We start from the raw sequence: 21,514 nt of genomic DNA on the forward strand, positions 1-21,514 counted from the left end.
GATGAAGTATTGTTTGCCTATGCAAGATGATAGTCATATTCTCCAAATTTGAATACAGTGGACCGAATTTGGGGGTAACTAAAAAAGAGTATGATTGTCAACTGATTTCATGTAAATCGTATAGAAATACGAAATTCAGCCTTTTCATTTTTGGAGTATATAAATGAGTGTCGAGAAAAAACCCTTTTCCTAATGGGTTCCATGGCTATGTCGAAGAATTAAAATGAGCTTATATATGATGATAATATCAAAACCGAGAAATTTATATCCTTTCATTATTTTTGATCAAATCATGAAACCTTTAATTGTACTATATGTACTATTTTAAACATACCACCCCTAGTTTCTTGACTAAGTTGGAAGTTTTCAAGATTAATTACTAATTGTTTAAATACTTGGTTAGATGAATTGTTCTTTTAGTATTTGGCATAGCTGTAACAATGTTTTTTACAACAATCACACCATTTTCTAGTAACATTCCACCAACTAATAATACATATATGGATTTTTGATAATCTTACCCCCAACAGTCTATTATTCTAGAATCGTTCCTAAAAATCAATAGTTAATTGGTATTTTACTATTTTCACTCCATCACCATAACATATATTTGTCACATGTATTTAGATTAGAAAATTGGCACAGAAAAAGAGATAGCTTTGCCATCTCTTTTTCTGTTTCAACTTCCCCTTATCAAGCCACACGACTTTTCGGTGCTCTTCTTTCTTTGACTTCTGATCAGTCTATAGACTGATCAGAAGTTTATATATCAACTTGTATATCAATTCTAAACAAAAATAGACATCTTTTCTTTATTACATTTTTTCTGGTGCAGATACTCCTACGATTGCTAATGCATTTTGAAGTGTCGTGCGTACTGCTTTCATTAATTCGTAACGAGCTTTACTTAATTCTAAGTTATCTTGGTTTAATACTTTTTCTGCATTGTAGAAGCTGTGTAATGCTGCAGCTAATTCAAATGCATAGCTTGTAATGCGGTGTGGCAGACGTTTTTGCGCTGCATCCGCAACTACAGCTGGGAATTCACCAAGTTTTTTCAGTAACTCTACTTCTTTCTCAGAAGTAACAAGTTTGTAATTTACGTCTCCGCCTGTAGCTAATCCTAACTCTTCACCTTGACGAAGGATACTGCATACACGAGCATGTGCATATTGTGCATAGTATACTGGGTTTTCATTAGATTTTGATACAGCTAAGTCCATATCGAAGTCTAAATGAGAATCACCGCTACGCATTGCGAAGAAGTATCGCATTGCGTCCACGCCTACTTCTTCCATAAGCTCACGAAGTGTAACTGCTTTACCTGTACGCTTACTCATTTTCATTTTTTCACCATTTTGGTACAGTTGTACCATTTGGATGATTTCTACTTCAAGTGTTTCTTTATCGTAACCTAGTGCTTGAATAGCAGCTTTCATACGAGGAATGTAACCGTGGTGGTCAGCACCCCAAATGTTGATTAGCTTATCGAAACCACGCTCTAATTTATCACGGTGATAAGCGATATCTGGCGTTAAGTATGTGTAAGAACCGTCATTTTTAATTAATACACGGTTTTTGTCGTCACCGTAAGTCATTGAACGGAACCAAGTTGCTCCGCCTTCTTCAAAGATTTCGTCACGCTCTTTTAATACAGCAAGAGCCTGATCAATTTTTCCGTTTTTGTATAATGATGTTTCTGAGAACCACACATCGAAGTTAACACGGAAGCTTGCTAAATCTTTTTGAAGTTTTGCTAACTCATATTTTAAACCGTATGAACGATAGAATTCATAACTTTCTTCTGCATCAGCTTTTGCATAACGATCGCCAAACTCTTCAGCTAAGCGTTTACCAATTCCAATGATGTCCGCACCATGGTAACCGTCTTCTGGCATTTCTTTCTCTAAACCTAAAGCTTGCATGTAACGAGCTTCAACAGAAAGAGCTAAGTTATGAATTTGGTTACCAGCATCATTAATGTAGTACTCACGAGATACATCATATCCTGCTTTTGCTAATACGTTACATAAAGTGTCACCTACTGCCGCACCACGTGCATGTCCTAAGTGAAGATCGCCTGTTGGATTCGCAGATACGAACTCAATTTGTACTTTTTCACCTTTACCAGTATTCGTTTCACCGTATGCTTCACCAGCATTAACGATTGTTGGGATTAAGTCTGTTAAGTAGCTATTATCCATGTAGAAGTTAATGAAACCAGGACCAGCGATTTCAATTTTTTCAATAGAAGCTTTTGCTTTATCGAAGTTTGCAACTAATTCTTCTGCAATCATACGAGGTGCTTTTTTCGCAACGCGTGCAAGTTGCATTGCCATATTTGTAGAGAAGTCACCATTTGTTTTATCTTTTGGAGATTCTAATACAACGTTTGGAATTTGTTCTTCTGTCGCTAGTTCTGCCTTTAATACAGCAGCTTGAATTTCTTCTTTAATCAATCCTTTTACTTGTTCTAAAGAATTCATTATTTTGCCTCCTTCAAATTAAGTGTAATTGTATATCTGCCAGCTTCTTGTTCACTTAGAAGCAATGCGTACGTTAAGAAGAGTTGTCCTTTTTTCTTTTCATCCGACCATTTAAAAAGAACGTTATCAGTTTTCGTTTGCAATGCAAACGTACCAAGTTCACTCGTATACGTACCAGTTGTCCATTCACCTTTCACATGCGTCTGACGCATAGAAATAGCACCTGAACGCATAATGAGAACTTGTTCATCTTGAATTTTAATAATTGTTTTCACTTCGCCTTGTTCGTTCGGCTCTTGGAATGTTATATATGTACCTTGACCTTTTACATAGTATTGACCATTTGCTTCAAAAGCAACGGTTTCCTTCCTCGCCCCTTCACGGATTTCTGTTACGAAATGAACGTGTACCGGCAAGCCTGCAAGTTGTTTCTTCACGTCTTGCACACCCTTCAAATGTTATAGATATTAAATACTACTTATAATAAATCACTTTTCCTATCATATCAAAAAAAGACTCTGTCTGTCTGCTGAAAAATCAGGAAAACTCCTTTTCAAAAAATAATTCACCTTCACTTTATTTCATATGTTAAAATATTTTTTAAATCTAAATATTCTTTCATTTAAAGGGGGGAATTTGGTGCTACTAACAAAATTAAAAAAAGGTGATGAAATAAGGGTTATTTCACCATCTTGTAGTTTAAGTATTGTCTCAAATGAAAACAGAGACCTTGCTATAAAAAGATTAACCGACATAGGCTTTCAAGTTACATTCTCAAAATATGCTGATGAGATAGATCGATTCGCTTCCTCTTCTATTTCTTCACGAGTTCAAGACCTCCACGAAGCATTTAGAGATCCTAATGTAAAAGCCATTTTGACGACACTTGGCGGATACAACTCTAATGGTTTATTGAAACATCTCGATTATGATTTAATTCGAGAAAATCCGAAAATTTTCTGCGGTTATTCTGATATTACCGCTTTAAGTAACGCGATTTATGCTAAAACAGGCTTAGTTACATATTCAGGTCCTCACTTCTCTTCATTTGGAATGGAGAAAGGGCTCGATTATACGACCGATTACTTTTTAAAGTGCTTAACTTCTCATGAACCTATTGAAATACTACCAGCTGAAACTTGGAGCGATGACTCTTGGTATATGGATCAAGAAAATCGAGAATTTATTAAAAATGAAGGATATGTTTCGATTCAAGAAGGAGAAGCTACAGGGGATATTATCGGCGGAAATATGAGCACTTTGAATTTACTACAAGGTACACCATATATGCCAAGCTTAAGAAATAAAGTTTTATTTCTTGAAGAAGATAGTTTAACGGGAAAAGCTACACTTAAAACTTTCGATCGATATTTACATTCTCTTATGCAGCAAACTGATTTTGAATACGTAAAAGGCATCGTTATAGGAAGAATGCAAAAAGGAACAGAATGTATGATAGAGGACATTCAAGAAATGATTGCTTCAAAGCCTGAACTTGCTCATATCCCTATTATTGCGAATGCCAGTTTCGGACATACAACTCCAATCTTTACTTTCCCAATTGGCGGAAGGGCAAAAATCATTTCTAATAAAGAAAGTTCAGCTATCACCATTTTAACGCACTAAAAAAGGAGCGAACGATTCGCTCCTTTTATGGTTTTTCTATTTTTTGCAACGCTTTTTGCGGGATTGATTCTTTCGAGATTTCAGCCCATCCTTTTCCCTGCATACCTTTTGCATAAATTTTTATAAAAGCACCCGTATGCAATTCACGGTTCACCATTCTTTTAATAACTTGTAGCTTTCCATCTTCTGTATACCCTTTAAATGTATACAAATATTCATCGTCTTTTTTCTCACTTTTATCTATAACAGCATAATAATCTTGTATTTCTTTATTTGAAAAGAAGTTGTCTACAAAAGCATGCACACCTTCTGTTTTCGTGTTTAAATAATATGCTGTTCCACCTAAAATAATGGCGAACACAGCTAAAACTTTAATTACCAATTTCATAAATGCGCCTCCTGTTTGCACTGCTTTCTCACTAGCCGTATGTCTATACCTGTATTATACGAAAAAAGGCATACTATACTCTATCGAAATGCCTTACACTTTCCTTACATTATTGTAAGAGTTTTTCACCTTACAGCGATTTCCCAATAAAAAATTTTTCCGTTTAACAAACTTTTATATTATTATTGAATGATACAAATTTTTATTACAAAAATCAAAGGAGACAATTTTCAAATGGCTATCTTGCAAGGTTTAGCACTATTACTTGTTGTACTTTGTCTATTTACACTTTTCAGTTACCGTGCGCCTTACGGAATGAAAGCAATGGGCGCTTTAGCTAATGCAGCAATCGCAAGTTTTCTTATTGAAGCATTTCACCGTTATATTGGTGGAGAAATGTTTCATAATGACTTTTTACAATCAGTAGGAGTAGCTTCTGGTAGCATGAGCGGTGTCGCAGCGGCAATTTTAGTCGCATTAGCAATCGGTGTCTCACCCGTATACGCTGTTTTAATCGGTATCGCTACTAGCGGATTCGGTATTTTACCAGGATTTTTCGCTGGATACGTTTGTGCCTTCGTCGTGAAGTTTCTCGAAAAGAAATTACCAGCTGGTGTAGAGTTTTTAGCAATCCTATTTATCGCTGCACCAATTTCACGCGGAATGGCCATGCTTATGGATCCACTCGTTAACGCAACACTTGGTAAAATCGGTTCTATGATTTCAGTTGCAACTACAGAAAGTCCTATCATTATGGGTATTATGCTTGGTGGATTAATAACAGTTATTTCTACATCTCCATTAAGTTCTATGGCACTAACTGCAATGCTTGGATTAACTGGTTTACCAATGGCAATTGGTAGTCTTGCCGTAGCAGCTTCTGCCCCAATGAACTTCATTTTCTTTAAACGACTAAAAATCTGTTCAAAGAAAGATACAATCGCCGTGGCAATCGAGCCGTTAACACAGGCCGATGTTGTCTCAGCAAATCCAATTCCTATCTATATGACAAACTTTGTTGGCGGTGCGCTTGCCGGTATTATTACGTCGCTATTCCAGCTCGTTAATAATGCACCAGGGACAGCATCACCAATTCCAGGACTTCTCGTACTGTTCGGATTTAATGATGTAATAAAAGTAACGATTGCTGCCGTATTATGTGGAATCGTTACCACTATTGTTGGATACGTCGGTTCTATTGTGTTCCGCAAATATCCAATCCGTTCTGCTGATGAAATTCGCGGAATTACTTCGGAAGAGAAAGTTGCGTAAAGAAAGGGAGCTATTCTCATCGTTTGAGAATAGCTCTTTTTTATGTCGCGTGACGGTAAGTGAAATTATATTGAACACAACTCCGCATATATCGACGTTTCGACAAAGGATATCGACTTAACTACTAAATAAGACAATAATAACCTACCTATTAATAAAAGAAGCCGGCTCAAAATACTTTTTGAGTCGGCTTCACTTTTACTTTATCCAGCTACAGCGGCTAGAATGATCGGTGGCTTCGCTTCTTCCTTCGAGGCAAAAAACGCCTCTACGTCTGAAGCTCCATCCCCCTCACATTCTGAGCGAGCCGCTTGCGCTTTTATTTTATCCAGCTACAGCAGCTAGAATCTCCGGCCATTTCACACTCTCGTTCGAAGCCAAAAGCGCTTCTCGGTCGAGCGTTCCAATGACCTGCGATTCTGAGCGAGCTGCCTACGCTTTTATTTAACCCAACCGAGCAGCATTTCCCGCACGAATTTGCTTGCTGCGATTGGTGTTTGATCACTATGATCGTAGACTGGAGCTACTTCTACTAAGTCTGCTCCGACTACTTTTATATTTGAATTTGCAATTGCTACGATGGACTCTAATAGTTCTTTAGATGTGATACCTCCAGCTTCTAATGTTCCTGTTCCAGGAGCGTGAGCTGGGTCTAATACGTCGATGTCGATTGTGACATAGACTGGGCGTCCTGCAAGTTTCGGTAATACTTCCTTTAACGGTTCTAATACGTCAAATTTATATAAGTTCATACCTACTTCTTTTGCCCATTCGAATTCTTCCTTCATTCCAGAACGAATACCGAAAGAATATACGTTTTCCGGACCAATTAAATCGCACACTTTACGAATTGGTGTAGAGTGGGATAAAGGCTCTCCCTCATATGACTCACGTAAGTCAGTATGAGCATCCATATGGATGATTGCTAAATCCGGATATTTTTTTGCCATTGCCTTAAAAATTGGCCAAGACACTAAGTGCTCTCCGCCGAGACCTAGTGGAAACTTACCGGCATCTAATAGTTTTGTTACATATTCTTCAATCATGTCTATGCTGCGCTGTGGATTCCCAAATGGTAATGGGATATCACCCGCATCAAAATATTTTACCTCTTCTAGTTCACGATCTAAATACGGACTATATTCTTCAAGACCGATTGATACTTCACGAATACGTGCAGGGCCAAAGCGAGATCCTGGACGGAAACTTACTGTCCAATCCATAGGCATCCCGTAAATAACTGCCTCTGACTCTTCAAAACTTGGATGACTTTTAATAAATACTTTACCTGAATAAGCTTCATCAAAACGCATATTCTTTTCCTCCTTATGTGGAACTTAAGGTATCCCAACCTTTCACTATTTCTCAAATTTGGAGCGCATTGCTCCTCTTTCTCGATTTACCTGGGCCTTCTTGTTATCACAAGAAGACTACTTCATTTGTAGCAGTGTAAGTAACTAGCATGTTCAAGCCTTCTAGACAAACACCTTAAATGAGTTACTTACACTTTATTTATTTCAATTTAACGCTCTTACTTAATTAAATCGCCAACAAATTTCGGTAATGCGAATGCTGCATTGTGTAATTCTTTTGTGTAGTATTTCGTTTCGATTTCGTGGAAACGCTCTTCACTTACTTCTAATGGATCATGTTTTTTAGATCCGATTGTGAACGTCCAAAGTCCACTTGGATACGTCGGAATGTTTGCTGTGTATAGACGAGTAATTGGGAAAATCTCTTTTACGTCTTTAAACACAGTTGTAATTAGTTCTGGTGTAAACCAAGGGTTGTCCGTTTGGGCAACGAAAATACCATCTTCTTTTAACGCTTTTGAAATTCCAGCGTAGAAGCCTTTTGTAAATAGGTTTACTGCTGGACCTACTGGCTCAGTAGAATCTACCATAATTACGTCATATTCGTTTTCGCTTTCTGCGATGTGTAGGAAACCGTCTCCTACTTTTACTTCTACACGCTCATCATCTAATGCACCTGCAATTGATGGTAAGTACTGCTTAGAGTACTCAATTACTTTTCCATCGATTTCAACAAGAGTTGCTTTCTTCACGCTTGGGTGTTTTAACACTTCACGAATAACACCACCATCGCCACCACCAACAACTAATACGTTCTCAGGGTTTGGATGTGTAAATAAAGGTACGTGCGCTACCATTTCATGATAAACGAACTCGTCCTTTTCTGTCGTCATAACCATGCCGTCTAAAATAAGCATGTTTCCGAACTCTTCCGTTTCAACCATATCAAGTTTTTGGAATTCTGTTTGCTCCGTATGTAATGTGCGGTTAATACGCGCCGTAATTCCAAAATGCTTTGTTTGTTTTTCAGTGAACCATAGTTCCATCGTACAATCACGCCTTTCAATGCAAATTTATAATAGGGACATCATTAATGTCCCCTAACAAAAATAAAACAAAACATCCAAAAAGTATAGTTAAAAGTAAAAAAATACCGAAAATATATTTTAGTCAGAGGGTTCTAACATATATGTGAAAAGGGATTGCTCTGTAATAGGAAAGAAAACCCTTTCTTAAGAAAGGGTTTTTGTCTCTATTTCTACCGGTTTACGAATCGGAATTAAGATCATTACGCAACCAACTAACACAACAATTCCACCGACTAAAAACGGACTTTGTGGTGAAACTGTATGACCGATGACTCCTGATAAAATTGGAGCAATCGCACCCCCTAACCAACGAACGAAGTTATAAACACCTGATGTAACAGATCTTTCATAAGGTGAAATATCCATTACATAACTTGTAAATAACGCGTTATTTAAGCCTGATGCTAATCCTGATAGAACGATTAACACGATTTGTAACCACATGATTTTAACGAAGAATAGTGCAATTAAGAAAATCGCAAATACAAGTAAACTACCTTTTAACAATGTTTTTGGTTCATATTTACCTTCTAGCTTATGCGCTAAAATTGCTGATCCGTAAGCTAATGCTAATCCCCATCCGCAAAATACAAATCCTAATTGAATAGCAGATAAATGCATAATAAGTGGTGAATATGCTAACACGACGAAAAATCCGTAGTAATATAACATCCCGGAAATGGCACCTTGCATAAACGGTTTATACTTCACCAGGTTAAGTAATTCTCCTACGCCTGCTGCTTTACGCTTCACTTTTCGCTCCGGTTCTTTTACAAAAAAGAAAACTAAAATAAATGCTAAAGAAATTAAAATACTCGTCGCAAAAAATGGGTAACGCCAAGAATGTCCACCTAATATACCACCTAACAATGGGCCACCTGCCATCCCTAAACCGATAGCTGCTTCATATAATCCTACTGCTTCATGAACTTCTTTACTTAATGCAATTAATAATGTCATCGCCGTTGCAAAGAACATCGCATTTCCTAATCCCCACCCCGCGCGGAAAAGAGATAATTGAGCAATCGTTTGCGATATACCACATATAAATGCAAATACAGTTACAATCGCAAGACCGATCGTCATCATTCGTTTATCACCAAATCTTGATGCAAATATTCCAGCTGGTAACATCATAATTGCCATCGTTAAAATATATGCTGTAAATAACATCTCGACTTGCCAATGCGAAGCACCAATTTGTTCAGCAATACTTGGTAAAATTGGGTCGACTACTCCTATACCTGAAAAGGCAAGGAAGGTAGCCACCACTGTAATCAATCTCCCTAATTTTTGTTTGCTCTCCATTTTGATTACTCTCCTTTTGTATTCTCTAAAAATGTAACTGCACGGCTTAAACTATCCTCTAGCTCTGCCTTAACACGCTGCATTTGCTCCATTTTTTCGTCTAACGTTTGCACTTGTTTTTCAAGCATCTCTTTAATTTCTTGAATCACTTCACGGTCACGCGGATTCTCACTATTTCTTCTTTGTTCCATTCTTTCTTTTAACGATAAGAAATGTTGCATTTCTTGAAGCGTAATTCCTAGTACTTCTTTCGCTTCCACAATCCTTTTAATTCTCGCAATGTCCTCGTCTGTATACAGGCGAATATTCCCTTCACTGCGTTCTGGGGGATGAATTAAACCAATTTCCTCATAATAACGAAGTGTACGCTTTGTTAAACCAACTTGCTTTGTTACTTCATCGATTTTATACATGTGTATTCCTCCCTTCACCGATTATTACATTTTACGTTAACGTTAACTTTTGTGCAACTGTTATACTTTTGTAAATGTTTGTCATATGAATTGTATTTTTCTCAAAGCAGTTTCATAATAAAAGAAAAGAGATGATAAGGAGATTTCCACATGAATAAACCACTTATTTTCGCTCATCGCGGGGTAAAAGGAACACACCCAGAAAATACGATGATTGCCTTCCAAGAGGCTGAACGCATTGGGGCTCACGGAATTGAACTTGATGTTCATCTATCAAAAGATGGTGAACTAGTTGTTATTCATGATGAAACGGTGGACCGCACAACAAATGGCGTGGGACTTGTTTCTGAGAAAACTGTAGAGGAATTACAAGCTTTAGATGCTGGTAGCCATAAAGATCCTTCTTTCCATGAGGCGAAAATCCCAACATTACGAGAAGTATTTATTTGGCTCTCTACAACAAATTTACAACTTAACATTGAATTAAAAACAGATGTTCTTCATTATCCAAATATTGAAGAAAAAGTTGTTGCTCTTGTTCGTGAATATCATCTATCCAATCAAATTGTATTTTCATCATTTAACCACGATTCCGTTTCATTATTAGCAGAAATTGCTCCAGAAATTCCAAGAGCGATTTTGTACGATACACCACTTGCAGATCCTATTGCTGAAGCAAAAAGGCGCGAGGCGACTGGATTACATCCAAACTTTCAATTATTAACGAAAGAGTTTGTCCAATTAGCACAGGGGCAAGGATACGTTTTTCGTCCTTACACTATTAATGAATATAAAGATTTACAAACTATGATTGACTATGGTGTAGATGTCATCATTACCGATTGGCCAGCACGTGCCTTTGAGCTCCTTTCTTAATTGAAGGGGCTTTTTTGTTTTCAAAATTTCATTGTTTAAAATAAACGAAAACCCTCAATACTAATACAATAATGCTTGTATTAATGAGGGGCTGAAAAAGATGGATCAAACTATGAATCCAAAACTTAAAAAATATAAACGTCTTTTCTTCACCGTAATGTTTTCTTGTGTTCTTTTTTTCGTTTTTTCCTTTTTTATTATCATTATAGCTGCAAAAATTATGGGTCCTCCCCCTGTTGCAGTGCCGCAAACGAGTGTCTTTTACGCTAATGATGACACTGTTATAGGACAAAGTAATGAAACACAAAAGCGCTATAATGTATCTCTTGATGAAATTTCTCCTTATGTAAAAGAGGCAACACTATCTATTGAAGATCAACGATTCTACAAACATCATGGATTTGATATAAAGCGCATTGTTGGTGCCATTGTTGCCGATTTAAAAGCAATGGCAAAAGTACAAGGTGCTAGTACTATTACACAACAGTATGCTCGTAACCTATACTTAGATCATGATAAAACGTGGAAGCGTAAACTATTAGAGGCAATGTATACCGTTCGCCTTGAAGTGAACTATAATAAAAATCATATTTTAGAAGGATATTTAAATACAATTTATTACGGGCATGGTGCTTACGGCATCGAAGCTGCTTCTCGCCTGTATTTCGATAAAACTGCAAAAGAATTAACATTAGCAGAAGCTAGTATGCTCGCAGGTATTCCGAAAGGACCTAGCTTCTACTCTCCCTTTTTAAAAGAGGAGCGTGCTAAAGGGCGTCAATCTCTCATACTAGATGAAATGGTAGAACAAGGTTATATTACAAAACAGCAAGCTACCTCAGCAAAAAAGGAAACACTTACTTTTGCTTCATTGGATACGAAAAAAGTTGCAGAGGTCGCACCTTATTTCCAAGATGCTGTACAAGCTTCTCTTCTTCGGGATATCGGATTAGATGAGCAAGCCTTACAGCGAGGTGGCTTACGTATTTATACAACGCTAGACCCTAAATTACAATCTGTAGCAGAGCAAGCTGTAAAAAATCATATACCTGAAACAACAAACATCCAAACTGCCCTCGTCTCTATGAATCCAAAAACGGGTGAAGTGGCTGCCCTTGTTGGTGGAACTGATTATAATACGAGTCAATTTAACAGAGCTACACAAGCCGCTCGTCAGCCCGGCTCTACATTTAAGCCATTCCTATATTACGCAGCCTTAGAACGAGGATTCACCCCTGCTACGCGCTTAAAAAGCGAATATACTGTATTCACTTTAGGTGACGGTGTTTCCAAATATAAACCGAAAAATTATAAAAACTATTATGCAGACGACTTTGTGACAATGGCACAAGCACTCGCTGTTTCTGATAACGTATATGCTGTGAAGACAAATCTATTTTTAGGCGAAGACATTCTTACAAAAACAGCGAAGCAATTCGGTATTACTAGCGCATTAAAAGATGTTCCGTCTCTTGCTCTCGGCACATCTCCTGTAAAACCAATTGAAATGGTCAATGCTTATAGCATGTTTGCAAACGGCGGGAAAGAAGTAAAACCAATCTTTATAAGGCGCATCGTTGATCATGAAGGAAATATGCTATACGACGCTCATTTAGAAAGTAAACAAGTTCTAGATAAAAGCAAAGCCTTTGTGATGGAAGAAATGATGGCAGGTATGTTTAATAAAAAACTAAGCAGTTATGCCGCTGTGACCGGTCAATCGATGTTATCAAAACTATCAAGAACATATGCTGGAAAGTCTGGTTCTACAGAAACTGATAGTTGGATGATTGGATTTACCCCACAACTTGTAACAGGCGTTTGGATTGGATACGATCAACCTAAATCCATTTCAAACGTAGCAGAACAAGGATACGCAAAAAAAATATGGACCGATACAATGGAAAAAGGATTAGATGGACAGCCTAAACAAGAGTTTAAACAACCAGCAGATGTTGTTGCAGTCGATGTTAATCCTGAAAACGGTAAGATTGCTACAAAAAATTGTCCCATTTCTGTGAAAATGTATTTCGCAAAAGGTACAGAGCCAACAGAGTATTGTATGGATCACGTTGATGATAAGGAAGAGTTCGAAAAGGTTAGTGAAGAGAAGAAAAAGGCGGGTTGGTGGAAAAAATATCTCCCGTGGTAAAAAAATAGCTGACGGAAATCCGTCAGCTATTTTTATTCGCCTAATAATGCGTGGCGCAATTCTTCACTAGATTCGTTCCAAATTGCTTCATTATGCTCTTTTAAGAATGTACCAAGTACTTTTTTAGATGATTCATCCATATGATCAATCATGATGTGACGCTTTAGGGATTTATCCATTTTATTTACATGCTCTGGAAGTGATTTATATCCGCGGCGAATTTCACGATCAACTGTCATTTCACAGGCTGTTGCACCTGCGTAATAAGCACCGTTTGGTGTTCTTTCAATTGTTACCCAAACAAGCCAAAACGGTTTTCCGTTTGGAACTTCATCTTTATTTGTTAAAAACTTAATTCCTTTTTCTACTGTACTACGCGCATGCATCGCACCGATATCAACGAACGCAGTTTTCTCTAATACATCAACAAATACAGGAGAAATATTTTCTAAACTTAATGCCCCAACGCCAAAACCACCATGTCCATCTGTTGAATCATTTTTCACGATATTAAAACCGATTTTTTTCTTTTTCTCTGTCATATGTAAACTCCTCCTCGCTTAATGATTAAAAAAGCCTGAAAATAGGCGCAATGATATTTTGTAAAAATACTAATACATATGGAATAACAACATTGAAAATAGGTTGAATTGTGTAATTGCTAAGCGGTGTAATAACAAGAATTAATAACGCAATTGATCCATACTTTTCATACTGTGTCATTTTCGCACGAATATTTGCTGGTGCTAAATCTTCCACAACGCGATACCCATCAAGTGGCGGGATTGGTAATAAATTAAATACAAGTAAAACAATATTAAGCATAATAAAAATTTGGAAAAATTGATCCAGCGTATCTGCTACTGCAAGTGGCATCGCATCTAACACACCAAACGTTATTAAGCTATACCAAATAATTAAACCTATTGCACTTAAGATAAGATTACTTATCGGTCCCGCAATAGAAACTAATATTCCCGCAAGACGCGGTCTTTTAAAGTTATACGGATTAACAGGTACTGGTCTTGCCCAACCGAATCCAAGAATTAGTACAGCAATCATACCGATAGGATCTAAATGAGCCATCGGTGATAATGTTAAACGTCCTTGCTTTTTCGCTGTATCGTCTCCAAATTTATATGCAACATACGCATGTGCAAATTCATGCACAGATAGCGCAATAATAATCGCCATTGCTACCAATGGAATTTGTTGCAATGGGTATCTAAATAACTGATCCATAACTCATCTCCTCTTCCATATGTCAAAAAAAGAAATTATTTATTTTTCCGATTGTTCTTCCTCATAATCCGCTATAATAAGAGTGTAACTTACATAAAAGGAGCGATTATACATGCCATACGTAACAGTGAAAATGCTAGAAGGACGCACAGAAGAACAAAAGAAAGCTCTTGCTGAGAAAGTAACAGCAGCAGTAAGCGAAACAACTGGTGCTCCTGAAGAAAACATCGTTGTTTTCATCGAAGAAATGTCTAAAAACCATTATGCAGTTGGCGGAAAACGCTTAAGCGACAAATAATTTCAAGTTTTTTCATAAGAAGCAGCTCTTTGCTGCTTCTTATTTCTTTCCTTCTAACAACTCGATAATTCTCTCTTTATATTTTCCTTTTCTTCCATCTTCATAGATTAAATCATGCGGATAGAATAGCTTTTGATCCGTTCGCTTCTTACCTGTAATCGCCTCAACAATATCCGATTCACGCGAAAGCTCTCTAAGTTCCCCGTTCGGCATAAGAAGTAAGATTGGCAGACGCTCTTCTTCTTCTCCTGCGCGGTAAAAGTCATACGGTAAATCCGATGTTGAATCCACAACTAAGTAATACTCTGGATCGAGTCCAATCTTTTTAAATAAGCTACTTAGCTCCATCCAATTATCTAAACCGTGCTTATCTGTAAACTCCACATATTTAAATAGATTTCGATTCATAAAACGACGGCATAAGTCACTTAAAATCGGATCTTCTTCCTCTTGCCATACTTGGAAGTAATAATACATTACGTTCTCGTCTAACTTTAAATAATCCTCTACTGTCACTTCTTCTTCAAATAAAGAATAGAAATGAACAGGATGATTTTTAAACGCATAATACTTCTCATGCAGTGATTTAGCTCGGTGTAAAATCTTCGTTAAAATTACTTCTGCACTACGTGTTACCGGATGAAAATATACTTGCCAATACATTTGATAACGGCTCATAATATAATGCTCTACAGCATGCATACCACTATTTTTAATGACAACTTGATTACCGTACGGGCGCATGACACGCAGTATACGTTCCATATCAAAGTTCCCATACTTTACACCAGTAAAATATGCATCTCTTAATAAATAATCCATACGATCGGCATCAATTTGGCTCGAAATCATACTAATCGCTAATTTATTAGTAGATGTTTTCGCAATTACATCTGCTACCTTTTGCGGGAAATCCTTATCCACACGGCTTAACACACGATTAATTTCCGTATCACCAACGATAATCTTTTGCGTAAATTTCTCATGATCTAACGAAAATACTTTTTCAAACGAGTGAGAAAATGGGCCGTGACCGACATCATGAAGTAATGACGCACATAAACATAACAATCTATCTTCAGCATTCCAGTTCGGTCTGCCATCAAACACATCATCAATCATACGACGAATAATTTCATATACACCTAACGAATGAGTAAAGCGACTATGCTCTGCACCGTGAAATGTAAAAAATGTCGTACCAAGCTGCTTAATACGGCGCAAGCGTTGAAATTCTTTCGTTCCGATTAAATCCCAAATAACGCGATCACGCACGTGTACATATTTATGTACTGGGTCTTTAAACACTTTTGTTTCGCTGAGTTTGTCGTTTAAATATACCACTTTCCGACATCCCCCTTTCTTTACTGCATTCTTACTATATATTATAAACGATATAGGAAACAGAAAGAAATGAAAGACTATATTAATTCCTGTTATATAAAGAAAAATCACCTTTACCAAAACAAAGGTGATTTTTCTTTATATATTATTTTCCTAAAATGAACTCAGTAACTTCGTCTAGGATCATTTCTTTACCTAGTGGGAAGTATCCTTTGTTTACATCTTCATTACTGATTGTAAATACATGGTTGTTTTTAACAGCGTTCATATTTTTCCAAATTGATTCTTCTTGGAATTCTTTTAGACGCTGAGAACCGTCACCAGTTGTAAATACGAATAAGTAATCTGGGTTGTAATCAATTAAAGCTTCTTTTTGTATTTGTACTAACGGTTTATCAGTTGGTGTACCTTTAACTGCTGGTAATTTTAAATCACCAAAGATTACGCTACCGTAACCGTAGTCACCGTATACACGGAATGCATTTGGATATGCAGCCATTTTCATGAATGTTGCATCGCCAGTTTTAGCAACGATTTTGTCATGTAATTTGCTTGCTTTTTCATCATACTTTTTGAACCATTCTTTTGTTTCTTTCTCTTTACCGAAGATTTGACCTACTTCTTCGAATTTTGGACGCCATTGGTCTAATGGAGTTTTTAACATAACTGTTGGTGCAATTTTAGATAATTGATCATAAATCTTTTCTTGACGATTGTTTACAATAATTAAATCTGGTTTTGCAGCAGCCACTGCTTCGATGTTAATTTTATCGCCCCACGCAGAACCAACCGGTTTTACATCTTTCAATTTCTTCTCAATATGTGAATCAATTTTTTCTTGTGTTGTATTTGCAGTAATAATCGGTTTCATACCGAAAATTAATAATTCTTCTGTTGAACCACTAAGGTCAGCAATTTTCTTTGGATTTGCAGGGATTTTAATTTCCCCTTTTGCGTGTTGTACAGTGCGCTCTTCAGTTTTCGCATCTGCTTTCTTTTCTTCTTCTTTGTTAGAACAAGCTGCAAATAGTACAGAAGTAACAACTAGTACCATTGCTAATAGTGCCATTTTAAAATTCTTCATATTCCGACTCCTTCTAGCTGTATTTCTCTTATAATTTGCATGTAACTATAAGAAACAAAACAACAATTAATATATATTTATTAATTGTTGTTTATAACCCGTTCTAACGGGCGTTCAACTTCCCATCCGTGGGTAAGAAGCTCAACGTCCATTAGAACTCCCCCTCTCACCTCTTTAAGAGGGGGAAATTCTATTAATTATGCTTTTTTACGCAATTGATTATTAATCATCGCTAAATCGTATGTTAAACAAATTGGTTTACAGTTTACTGGACATGGAACGATTTGCGCTTCAATCTCAAATACGTTACGAAGTGTTTCACTCGTCATAACTTCATCTGGCGTTCCTTGTTTCATTAACTTACCTGCTTTTAATGCAATCATATGATCAGAGAAACGAGAAGCATGATTTAAATCGTGAATAACCATAACAATCGTTCTGCCTTCTTCTTTGTTTAATTTCTTCAGTAAGTTTAATACTTCAAGTTGATGAGCCATATCTAAGTATGTTGTTGGTTCATCTAACACAAGTAAATCTGTTCCTTGTGCAAGAGCCATCGCAATCCATACACGTTGACGTTGACCACCTGATAAAGCTTCTGCTGGACGATTTGCGAATTCTGTCATCCCCGTCACTTCAAGTGCCCAATGAATGTAGCGATAATCCTCTTCTTTCAATGTTCCAAATCCTTTTTGATGAGGAAAACGTCCATATGAAACAAGTTCAAACACAGTAAGGCCTGTTGGCACTTCTGCAGTTTGTGGTAAAATCGCCATTTTCTTTGCGATTTCTTTCGTTGGCTGTTTCTCAATTGCTTTTCCATCAAGATAAACAGTACCTCGTTTTGCTTTCAAAATACGAGAAGCCGTTTTTAATAATGTGGATTTCCCACAACCATTTGGTCCAATAATCGTTGTAATTTGTCCTTCCGGAATTTCAACTGTTAATCCATCTATAATTAACCCTTCATTATACCCAACAGATACCGCATCAACTGCTAAAGTTGCCATACAAAAAGCCTCCCTTTATTTTGTCCTCATAAGTAAATATATGAAATATGGTGCACCAATTACAGAAATAACAAGACCGACCGGTATTTCTGAAGTTGGTAACACACTTCTTGAAATTACATCTGCAAATAAAAGCAAGAACGTTCCTATTAATGCAGCCGTTGGTAACATAATTTGATGTTTACCACCAACGAGGCGTCTCGCTAAATGCGGAGCCATTAAACCGATAAAACCAATGCCTCCCGCCACCGCAACAGATGCACCAGCTAAACAAACTGCAATAAATAATAATTTACGTCTTTCCTTTTCTACGTTTACACCAAGGCCAACTGCTGTAGAGTCGCCTAAATTCATTACATTTAATATGTGCGCTTTACTAATGGCAAGTGGTAAGAAAATAATCATCCATGGGAGTACACTTAGTACGAACTTCCAATCTGTTCCCCATAAACTTCCTGCCAACCAAATCGTTGCAAAACGGAAGTCGTTAGATGTCATCTTCATAGAGAAAATTAAACTAACCGCACCAAATCCGGCTGCAACAGCGATACCAACAAGAATTAATCGAGTTGATGAAACACCGTCTTTCCATGCTAGTAAATAAATAATAACCGCTGCTAATATCGCACCAACTAACGCGAAGAATGGAAGGATAAATACAGATAAAAATGTACCAGTTCCAACTTTTCCAAAGAAAAAGTAGACGAATACAACAACTGTTAATCCCGCTCCGGCGTTAATACCTATAATACCTGGATCAGCAAGTGGGTTTCGTGATAGCCCTTGCAAAATTGCACCTGACATAGCTAATGCAGAACCAACTAATATAGCAATAACCATACGCGGCATACGAAATTCAAATAAAATAACAGATTGATCTTCTGCACCCAATCCAACTAGTGACTTTAATACATCTATTGGAGGAATTTTAAATGTTCCTGTATTTAAACTTATTAAAAATACAGCAACAATTAATCCTACTAAAATCGTTAAAATAGAAACGTTCTTTTTTGTTAAGACGCTCGTCCTCACATCTTTCCTCTCCCTTCATTACGTGCTAAGTAGAGGAAGAATGGCACCCCAATTAGCGCTGTAATTGCTCCAATTGGCGTTTCAAATGGTGGATTAATAACGCGAGATAACATATCTGCACATTCAATTAGCAATCCACCTAAGACCGCAGAACATGGAATAACCCATCTATAATCTGAGCCTACAAGGAAACGAGTCATATGCGGAATTACAAGTCCAACAAATCCAACTGATCCTGCCATAGAAACCGCAGAACCTGTTAATACAAGAACAAGTACTGTTCCGATAAATTTAATTAATGTCGTATTTTGACCAAGTCCAATCGCAATTTCTTCACCAAAGCTTAAAATTGTGATATATCTCGACATCATAATTGCTATAATGAGACAAACAAGACCAATCGGTACTAACATATTAATACTTTGCCATTTCACTCCGGCAACACCGCCTGCATTCCACATACTTACCTCTTGGGCAAGGTTGAAATACAATGCAATTCCAGATGAAATTGCCCCTAATAAAGCACTAATTGCTGCACCTGCTAAAGCTAATTTTACAGGCGTTAATCCACCTGGTGAAGAAGACCCAATACCATATACAATGCTCGCTCCAAACGCAGCTCCAATAAAAGATGCGATAACAAACATTAAATAAGGTGAATTAGGGAAGAATGCATACATAATTGCAATTCCGAATACAGCACCATCTGTAATCCCCATTAACGATGGAGATGCAAGTGGATTTCGTGTCATACCTTGCATAATTGCACCTGATACCGCTAAAAAAGCACCTGCAACTACGCCCCCTATTGCTCTAGGCATGCGAAGTTCTTGAATTACGTTATGGTGCGTTATGGAACCATCAAACTGAAATACAGCTTGCCAAACGGTCTTTAAACTAATATCTGCTGCACCAAACGAAATAGAAACTGCCATACTTAAAGCTAACAAAATTGTGCCTGCTATTAAAATAATAGAAGCAACGAGCGGTCTGCTCTTAATCTCTTTAACATTCACATCTTGCTGTTCTATACTCCTTGCGCTCGCTTCCATCCCTCAACCATCCTAACCAACAACATATATTTAATAAAATGAAATTTATTCTCAAATAATAATAAAAAAATTAGGTGAATTGACCTTTTTCGTGATAATGATTATCAGAATCAGACACTTTCTATTCTACCTACCACGTCAAAAGACTGTCAACCATTATTTTGAAATACGAATTCATACAAAACGCTATCTTATGGACATAAAAAAAGAAGAGTAATCTGTTCACTCTTCTTTTTCTTACTTATTTAATTTTGCTTCAATTTTTACAATTAATTCGTCTTCTGTTGGAGCCGCAACTGGACGATTATTTACAAACGCGAATGATTTTTTACGACCAGGGCCACAGTAAGACTGACATGCAACCTCAATCGTTGCACATGAATCTACTTTTTTCAACTTCGGAATCAACGTTTTAACGTTCGTTGCCTGACAATCATCACACACACGAAATTCGTTTCCCATTATATATAACACTTCCTCTATTTTAAACTTTTCACAAGTACATTTAAAAATAAACACTAAATGGTATTTTACCGCTCTTTGAAGCTTGTTGCAAGTCTCCGGGCGTAGCTCTATTCCTATATAAAGCCACCTATTTTTTATATTTTCTCCTTCAAAAGCTTTCATCATTCATAGCCACATTTCTTCTCTTCATTGAAATCTACCATATTTTTAAAAGCTTTGTATAAAAGCTCATTTTTTTGCCCATTATAAAAATAGGAAGTTCATAAAAAGAAAGGGAGTTGAATCTATGAAAGTAAGACAAGATGCTTGGACAGACGAGGACGATTTATTACTTGCTGAAACGGTGCTTCGCCATGTTCGAGAAGGAAGTACTCAATTAAATGCTTTTGAAGAAGTAGGAGATCAGTTAAATCGCACATCTGCTGCTTGTGGTTTCCGCTGGAATGCTGTTGTTCGCTATAGCTATGAACAAGCTCTTCAACTAGCAAAAAAACATCGTAAAGATAAAATGCGTGCTGCGGGCGGTGAACAGACAAAAAAACGTTTGCTTTACACACCACCAGCTTCAGCGGCGGCGATAACTGATTATGAAGAACACGTACCGTATGAAACAGCTGTTCAATATACAGAAGCTACTCCATATCAAAAGCCGACTGTCCCTGCTCCAAAAAGCTCAATAACAATGCAAGATGTTATTTACTTTTTACAAACAGTTGGATCTTCAAATATAAAAGTAACAGCTCTTGAAAACGAGAATACGAGATTGAAACAAGAAATTAAAACGCAAATCCTGCGAAATGAAGAACTAGAAAAGAAACTAGAAAAATTAGAACAACAATCTCATACTGTACAAGAGGATTACGAAACACTTATGAATATTATGAACCGTGCTCGTAAATTAGCAGTAATGGATGATGAGGAACGCTCACAAACATCTTTCCGCATGGATCGAAACGGTAACTTAGAAAAAATTGCAGAATAAAAAGGATGCATGCAATGCATCCTTTTTATTCTTTCACCTCTAAACTTCCCTTTATATATGAGAAAACCCCTTTCTACATTTTT

Annotated in this window: 21 protein-coding genes; 6 read left to right on the forward strand and 15 right to left on the reverse strand. The window is 37.0% G+C overall.

Annotated elements, in window-relative coordinates:
• Positions 1-815: 815 nt before the first annotated feature.
• Positions 816-2,486: an arginine--tRNA ligase gene (gene argS / locus NSQ69_RS26480; protein WP_002016342.1), complete on the reverse strand. Its 1,671-nt coding sequence runs from the start codon at positions 2,484-2,486 to the stop codon at positions 816-818.
• The gene (locus NSQ69_RS26485; protein ID WP_002089794.1) at positions 2,486-2,923 is read right to left on the reverse strand and encodes a DUF1934 domain-containing protein; all 438 of its coding nucleotides are present in this window, start codon (positions 2,921-2,923) and stop codon (positions 2,486-2,488) included. Before NSQ69_RS26485 ends, argS begins: the two co-directional genes overlap by 1 nt.
• A gap of 148 nt (positions 2,924-3,071) precedes the next feature.
• On the opposite strand from NSQ69_RS26485, the gene NSQ69_RS26490 reads away from it, so the two are divergent.
• Positions 3,072-4,112: a S66 family peptidase gene (locus NSQ69_RS26490; protein WP_078203737.1), complete on the forward strand. Its 1,041-nt coding sequence runs from the start codon at positions 3,072-3,074 to the stop codon at positions 4,110-4,112.
• A 25-nt stretch (positions 4,113-4,137) separates the two neighbouring features.
• On the opposite strand, the gene NSQ69_RS26495 is transcribed toward NSQ69_RS26490, so the two are convergent.
• Positions 4,138-4,500 carry a YxeA family protein gene (locus tag NSQ69_RS26495; RefSeq protein ID WP_002130097.1) on the reverse strand — a complete coding sequence of 121 codons (363 nt, stop codon included), beginning with the start codon at positions 4,498-4,500 and terminating at the stop codon, positions 4,138-4,140.
• A gap of 234 nt (positions 4,501-4,734) precedes the next feature.
• On the opposite strand from NSQ69_RS26495, the gene NSQ69_RS26500 reads away from it, so the two are divergent.
• A complete protein-coding gene (locus NSQ69_RS26500) occupies positions 4,735-5,772 on the forward strand; it encodes a PTS sugar transporter subunit IIC (protein ID WP_002130098.1) in 1,038 nt (345 codons plus the stop codon).
• 440 nt (positions 5,773-6,212) lie between these two features.
• Here NSQ69_RS26500 and speB read toward each other — a convergent pair whose 3' ends face one another.
• The 4 genes from speB to NSQ69_RS26520 all read right to left on the reverse strand — a co-directional run bounded on the left by speB (position 6,213) and on the right by NSQ69_RS26520 (position 9,894).
• A complete protein-coding gene (speB, locus tag NSQ69_RS26505; protein ID WP_002016350.1) occupies positions 6,213-7,085 on the reverse strand; it encodes an agmatinase in 873 nt (290 codons plus the stop codon).
• Between the two features lie 218 nt (positions 7,086-7,303).
• The gene (gene speE, locus NSQ69_RS26510) at positions 7,304-8,131 is read right to left on the reverse strand and encodes a polyamine aminopropyltransferase (protein WP_000424693.1); all 828 of its coding nucleotides are present in this window, start codon (positions 8,129-8,131) and stop codon (positions 7,304-7,306) included.
• A gap of 186 nt (positions 8,132-8,317) precedes the next feature.
• Entirely contained in the window at positions 8,318-9,481 is a 1,164-nt protein-coding gene (locus tag NSQ69_RS26515) for an MFS transporter (protein ID WP_002016352.1), read from the reverse strand.
• Positions 9,482-9,486: 5 nt separating this feature from the next.
• Positions 9,487-9,894 (reverse strand): MerR family transcriptional regulator, encoded by a 408-nt coding sequence (locus tag NSQ69_RS26520; protein WP_002016353.1) that lies wholly within the window; start codon positions 9,892-9,894, stop codon positions 9,487-9,489.
• 150 nt (positions 9,895-10,044) lie between these two features.
• Between NSQ69_RS26520 and NSQ69_RS26525 the strand changes: the two genes are divergently transcribed.
• Both NSQ69_RS26525 and NSQ69_RS26530 read left to right on the forward strand, forming a co-directional pair.
• Complete coding sequence (locus tag NSQ69_RS26525; RefSeq protein ID WP_002068526.1) at positions 10,045-10,770, forward strand: glycerophosphodiester phosphodiesterase; 726 nt, start codon at positions 10,045-10,047, stop codon at positions 10,768-10,770.
• Positions 10,771-10,870: 100 nt separating this feature from the next.
• On the forward strand, positions 10,871-12,922 hold the full coding sequence (locus tag NSQ69_RS26530; RefSeq protein WP_002131360.1) for a transglycosylase domain-containing protein: 2,052 nt from the start codon (positions 10,871-10,873) through the stop codon (positions 12,920-12,922).
• Positions 12,923-12,954: 32 nt separating this feature from the next.
• On the opposite strand, the gene NSQ69_RS26535 is transcribed toward NSQ69_RS26530, so the two are convergent.
• Complete coding sequence (locus NSQ69_RS26535; RefSeq protein ID WP_002016357.1) at positions 12,955-13,464, reverse strand: YwhD family protein; 510 nt, start codon at positions 13,462-13,464, stop codon at positions 12,955-12,957.
• Between the two features lie 25 nt (positions 13,465-13,489).
• Entirely contained in the window at positions 13,490-14,164 is a 675-nt protein-coding gene (locus NSQ69_RS26540; RefSeq protein ID WP_002016358.1) for a site-2 protease family protein, read from the reverse strand.
• A 112-nt stretch (positions 14,165-14,276) separates the two neighbouring features.
• Here NSQ69_RS26540 and NSQ69_RS26545 point away from each other — a divergent pair, with 112 nt between their 5' ends.
• Positions 14,277-14,462, forward strand: a complete 186-nt coding sequence (locus tag NSQ69_RS26545; protein WP_001147171.1) for a 2-hydroxymuconate tautomerase — start codon at positions 14,277-14,279, stop codon at positions 14,460-14,462.
• Positions 14,463-14,501: 39 nt separating this feature from the next.
• Here NSQ69_RS26545 and NSQ69_RS26550 read toward each other — a convergent pair whose 3' ends face one another.
• The 6 genes from NSQ69_RS26550 to NSQ69_RS26575 all read right to left on the reverse strand — a co-directional run bounded on the left by NSQ69_RS26550 (position 14,502) and on the right by NSQ69_RS26575 (position 20,446).
• Positions 14,502-15,806 carry an HD domain-containing protein gene (locus tag NSQ69_RS26550; RefSeq protein ID WP_002130105.1) on the reverse strand — a complete coding sequence of 435 codons (1,305 nt, stop codon included), beginning with the start codon at positions 15,804-15,806 and terminating at the stop codon, positions 14,502-14,504.
• Between the two features lie 145 nt (positions 15,807-15,951).
• Positions 15,952-16,890, reverse strand: a complete 939-nt coding sequence (locus NSQ69_RS26555; protein ID WP_002138981.1) for an ABC transporter substrate-binding protein — start codon at positions 16,888-16,890, stop codon at positions 15,952-15,954.
• Positions 16,891-17,087: 197 nt separating this feature from the next.
• The gene (locus tag NSQ69_RS26560; RefSeq protein ID WP_000212073.1) at positions 17,088-17,900 is read right to left on the reverse strand and encodes an ABC transporter ATP-binding protein; all 813 of its coding nucleotides are present in this window, start codon (positions 17,898-17,900) and stop codon (positions 17,088-17,090) included.
• Between the two features lie 15 nt (positions 17,901-17,915).
• Positions 17,916-18,932 carry a FecCD family ABC transporter permease gene (locus NSQ69_RS26565; protein WP_002130107.1) on the reverse strand — a complete coding sequence of 339 codons (1,017 nt, stop codon included), beginning with the start codon at positions 18,930-18,932 and terminating at the stop codon, positions 17,916-17,918.
• Positions 18,929-19,984 carry a FecCD family ABC transporter permease gene (locus NSQ69_RS26570; RefSeq protein ID WP_000388282.1) on the reverse strand — a complete coding sequence of 352 codons (1,056 nt, stop codon included), beginning with the start codon at positions 19,982-19,984 and terminating at the stop codon, positions 18,929-18,931. Before NSQ69_RS26570 ends, NSQ69_RS26565 begins: the two co-directional genes overlap by 4 nt.
• Positions 19,985-20,221: 237 nt before the next feature.
• On the reverse strand, positions 20,222-20,446 hold the full coding sequence (locus tag NSQ69_RS26575) for a DUF1450 domain-containing protein (RefSeq protein ID WP_000526075.1): 225 nt from the start codon (positions 20,444-20,446) through the stop codon (positions 20,222-20,224).
• Positions 20,447-20,735: 289 nt separating this feature from the next.
• On the opposite strand from NSQ69_RS26575, the gene NSQ69_RS26580 reads away from it, so the two are divergent.
• Positions 20,736-21,431, forward strand: coding sequence for an RsfA family transcriptional regulator (locus NSQ69_RS26580; protein ID WP_002016365.1), 696 nt, complete (start codon positions 20,736-20,738; stop codon positions 21,429-21,431).
• Positions 21,432-21,514 lie beyond the last annotated feature (83 nt).

Origin of the sequence: Bacillus sp. FSL R10-2201 (genome assembly GCF_038008665.1) — a bacterium.
In the GTDB taxonomy this organism is placed as follows: domain Bacteria; phylum Bacillota; class Bacilli; order Bacillales; family Bacillaceae_G; genus Bacillus_A; species Bacillus_A mycoides.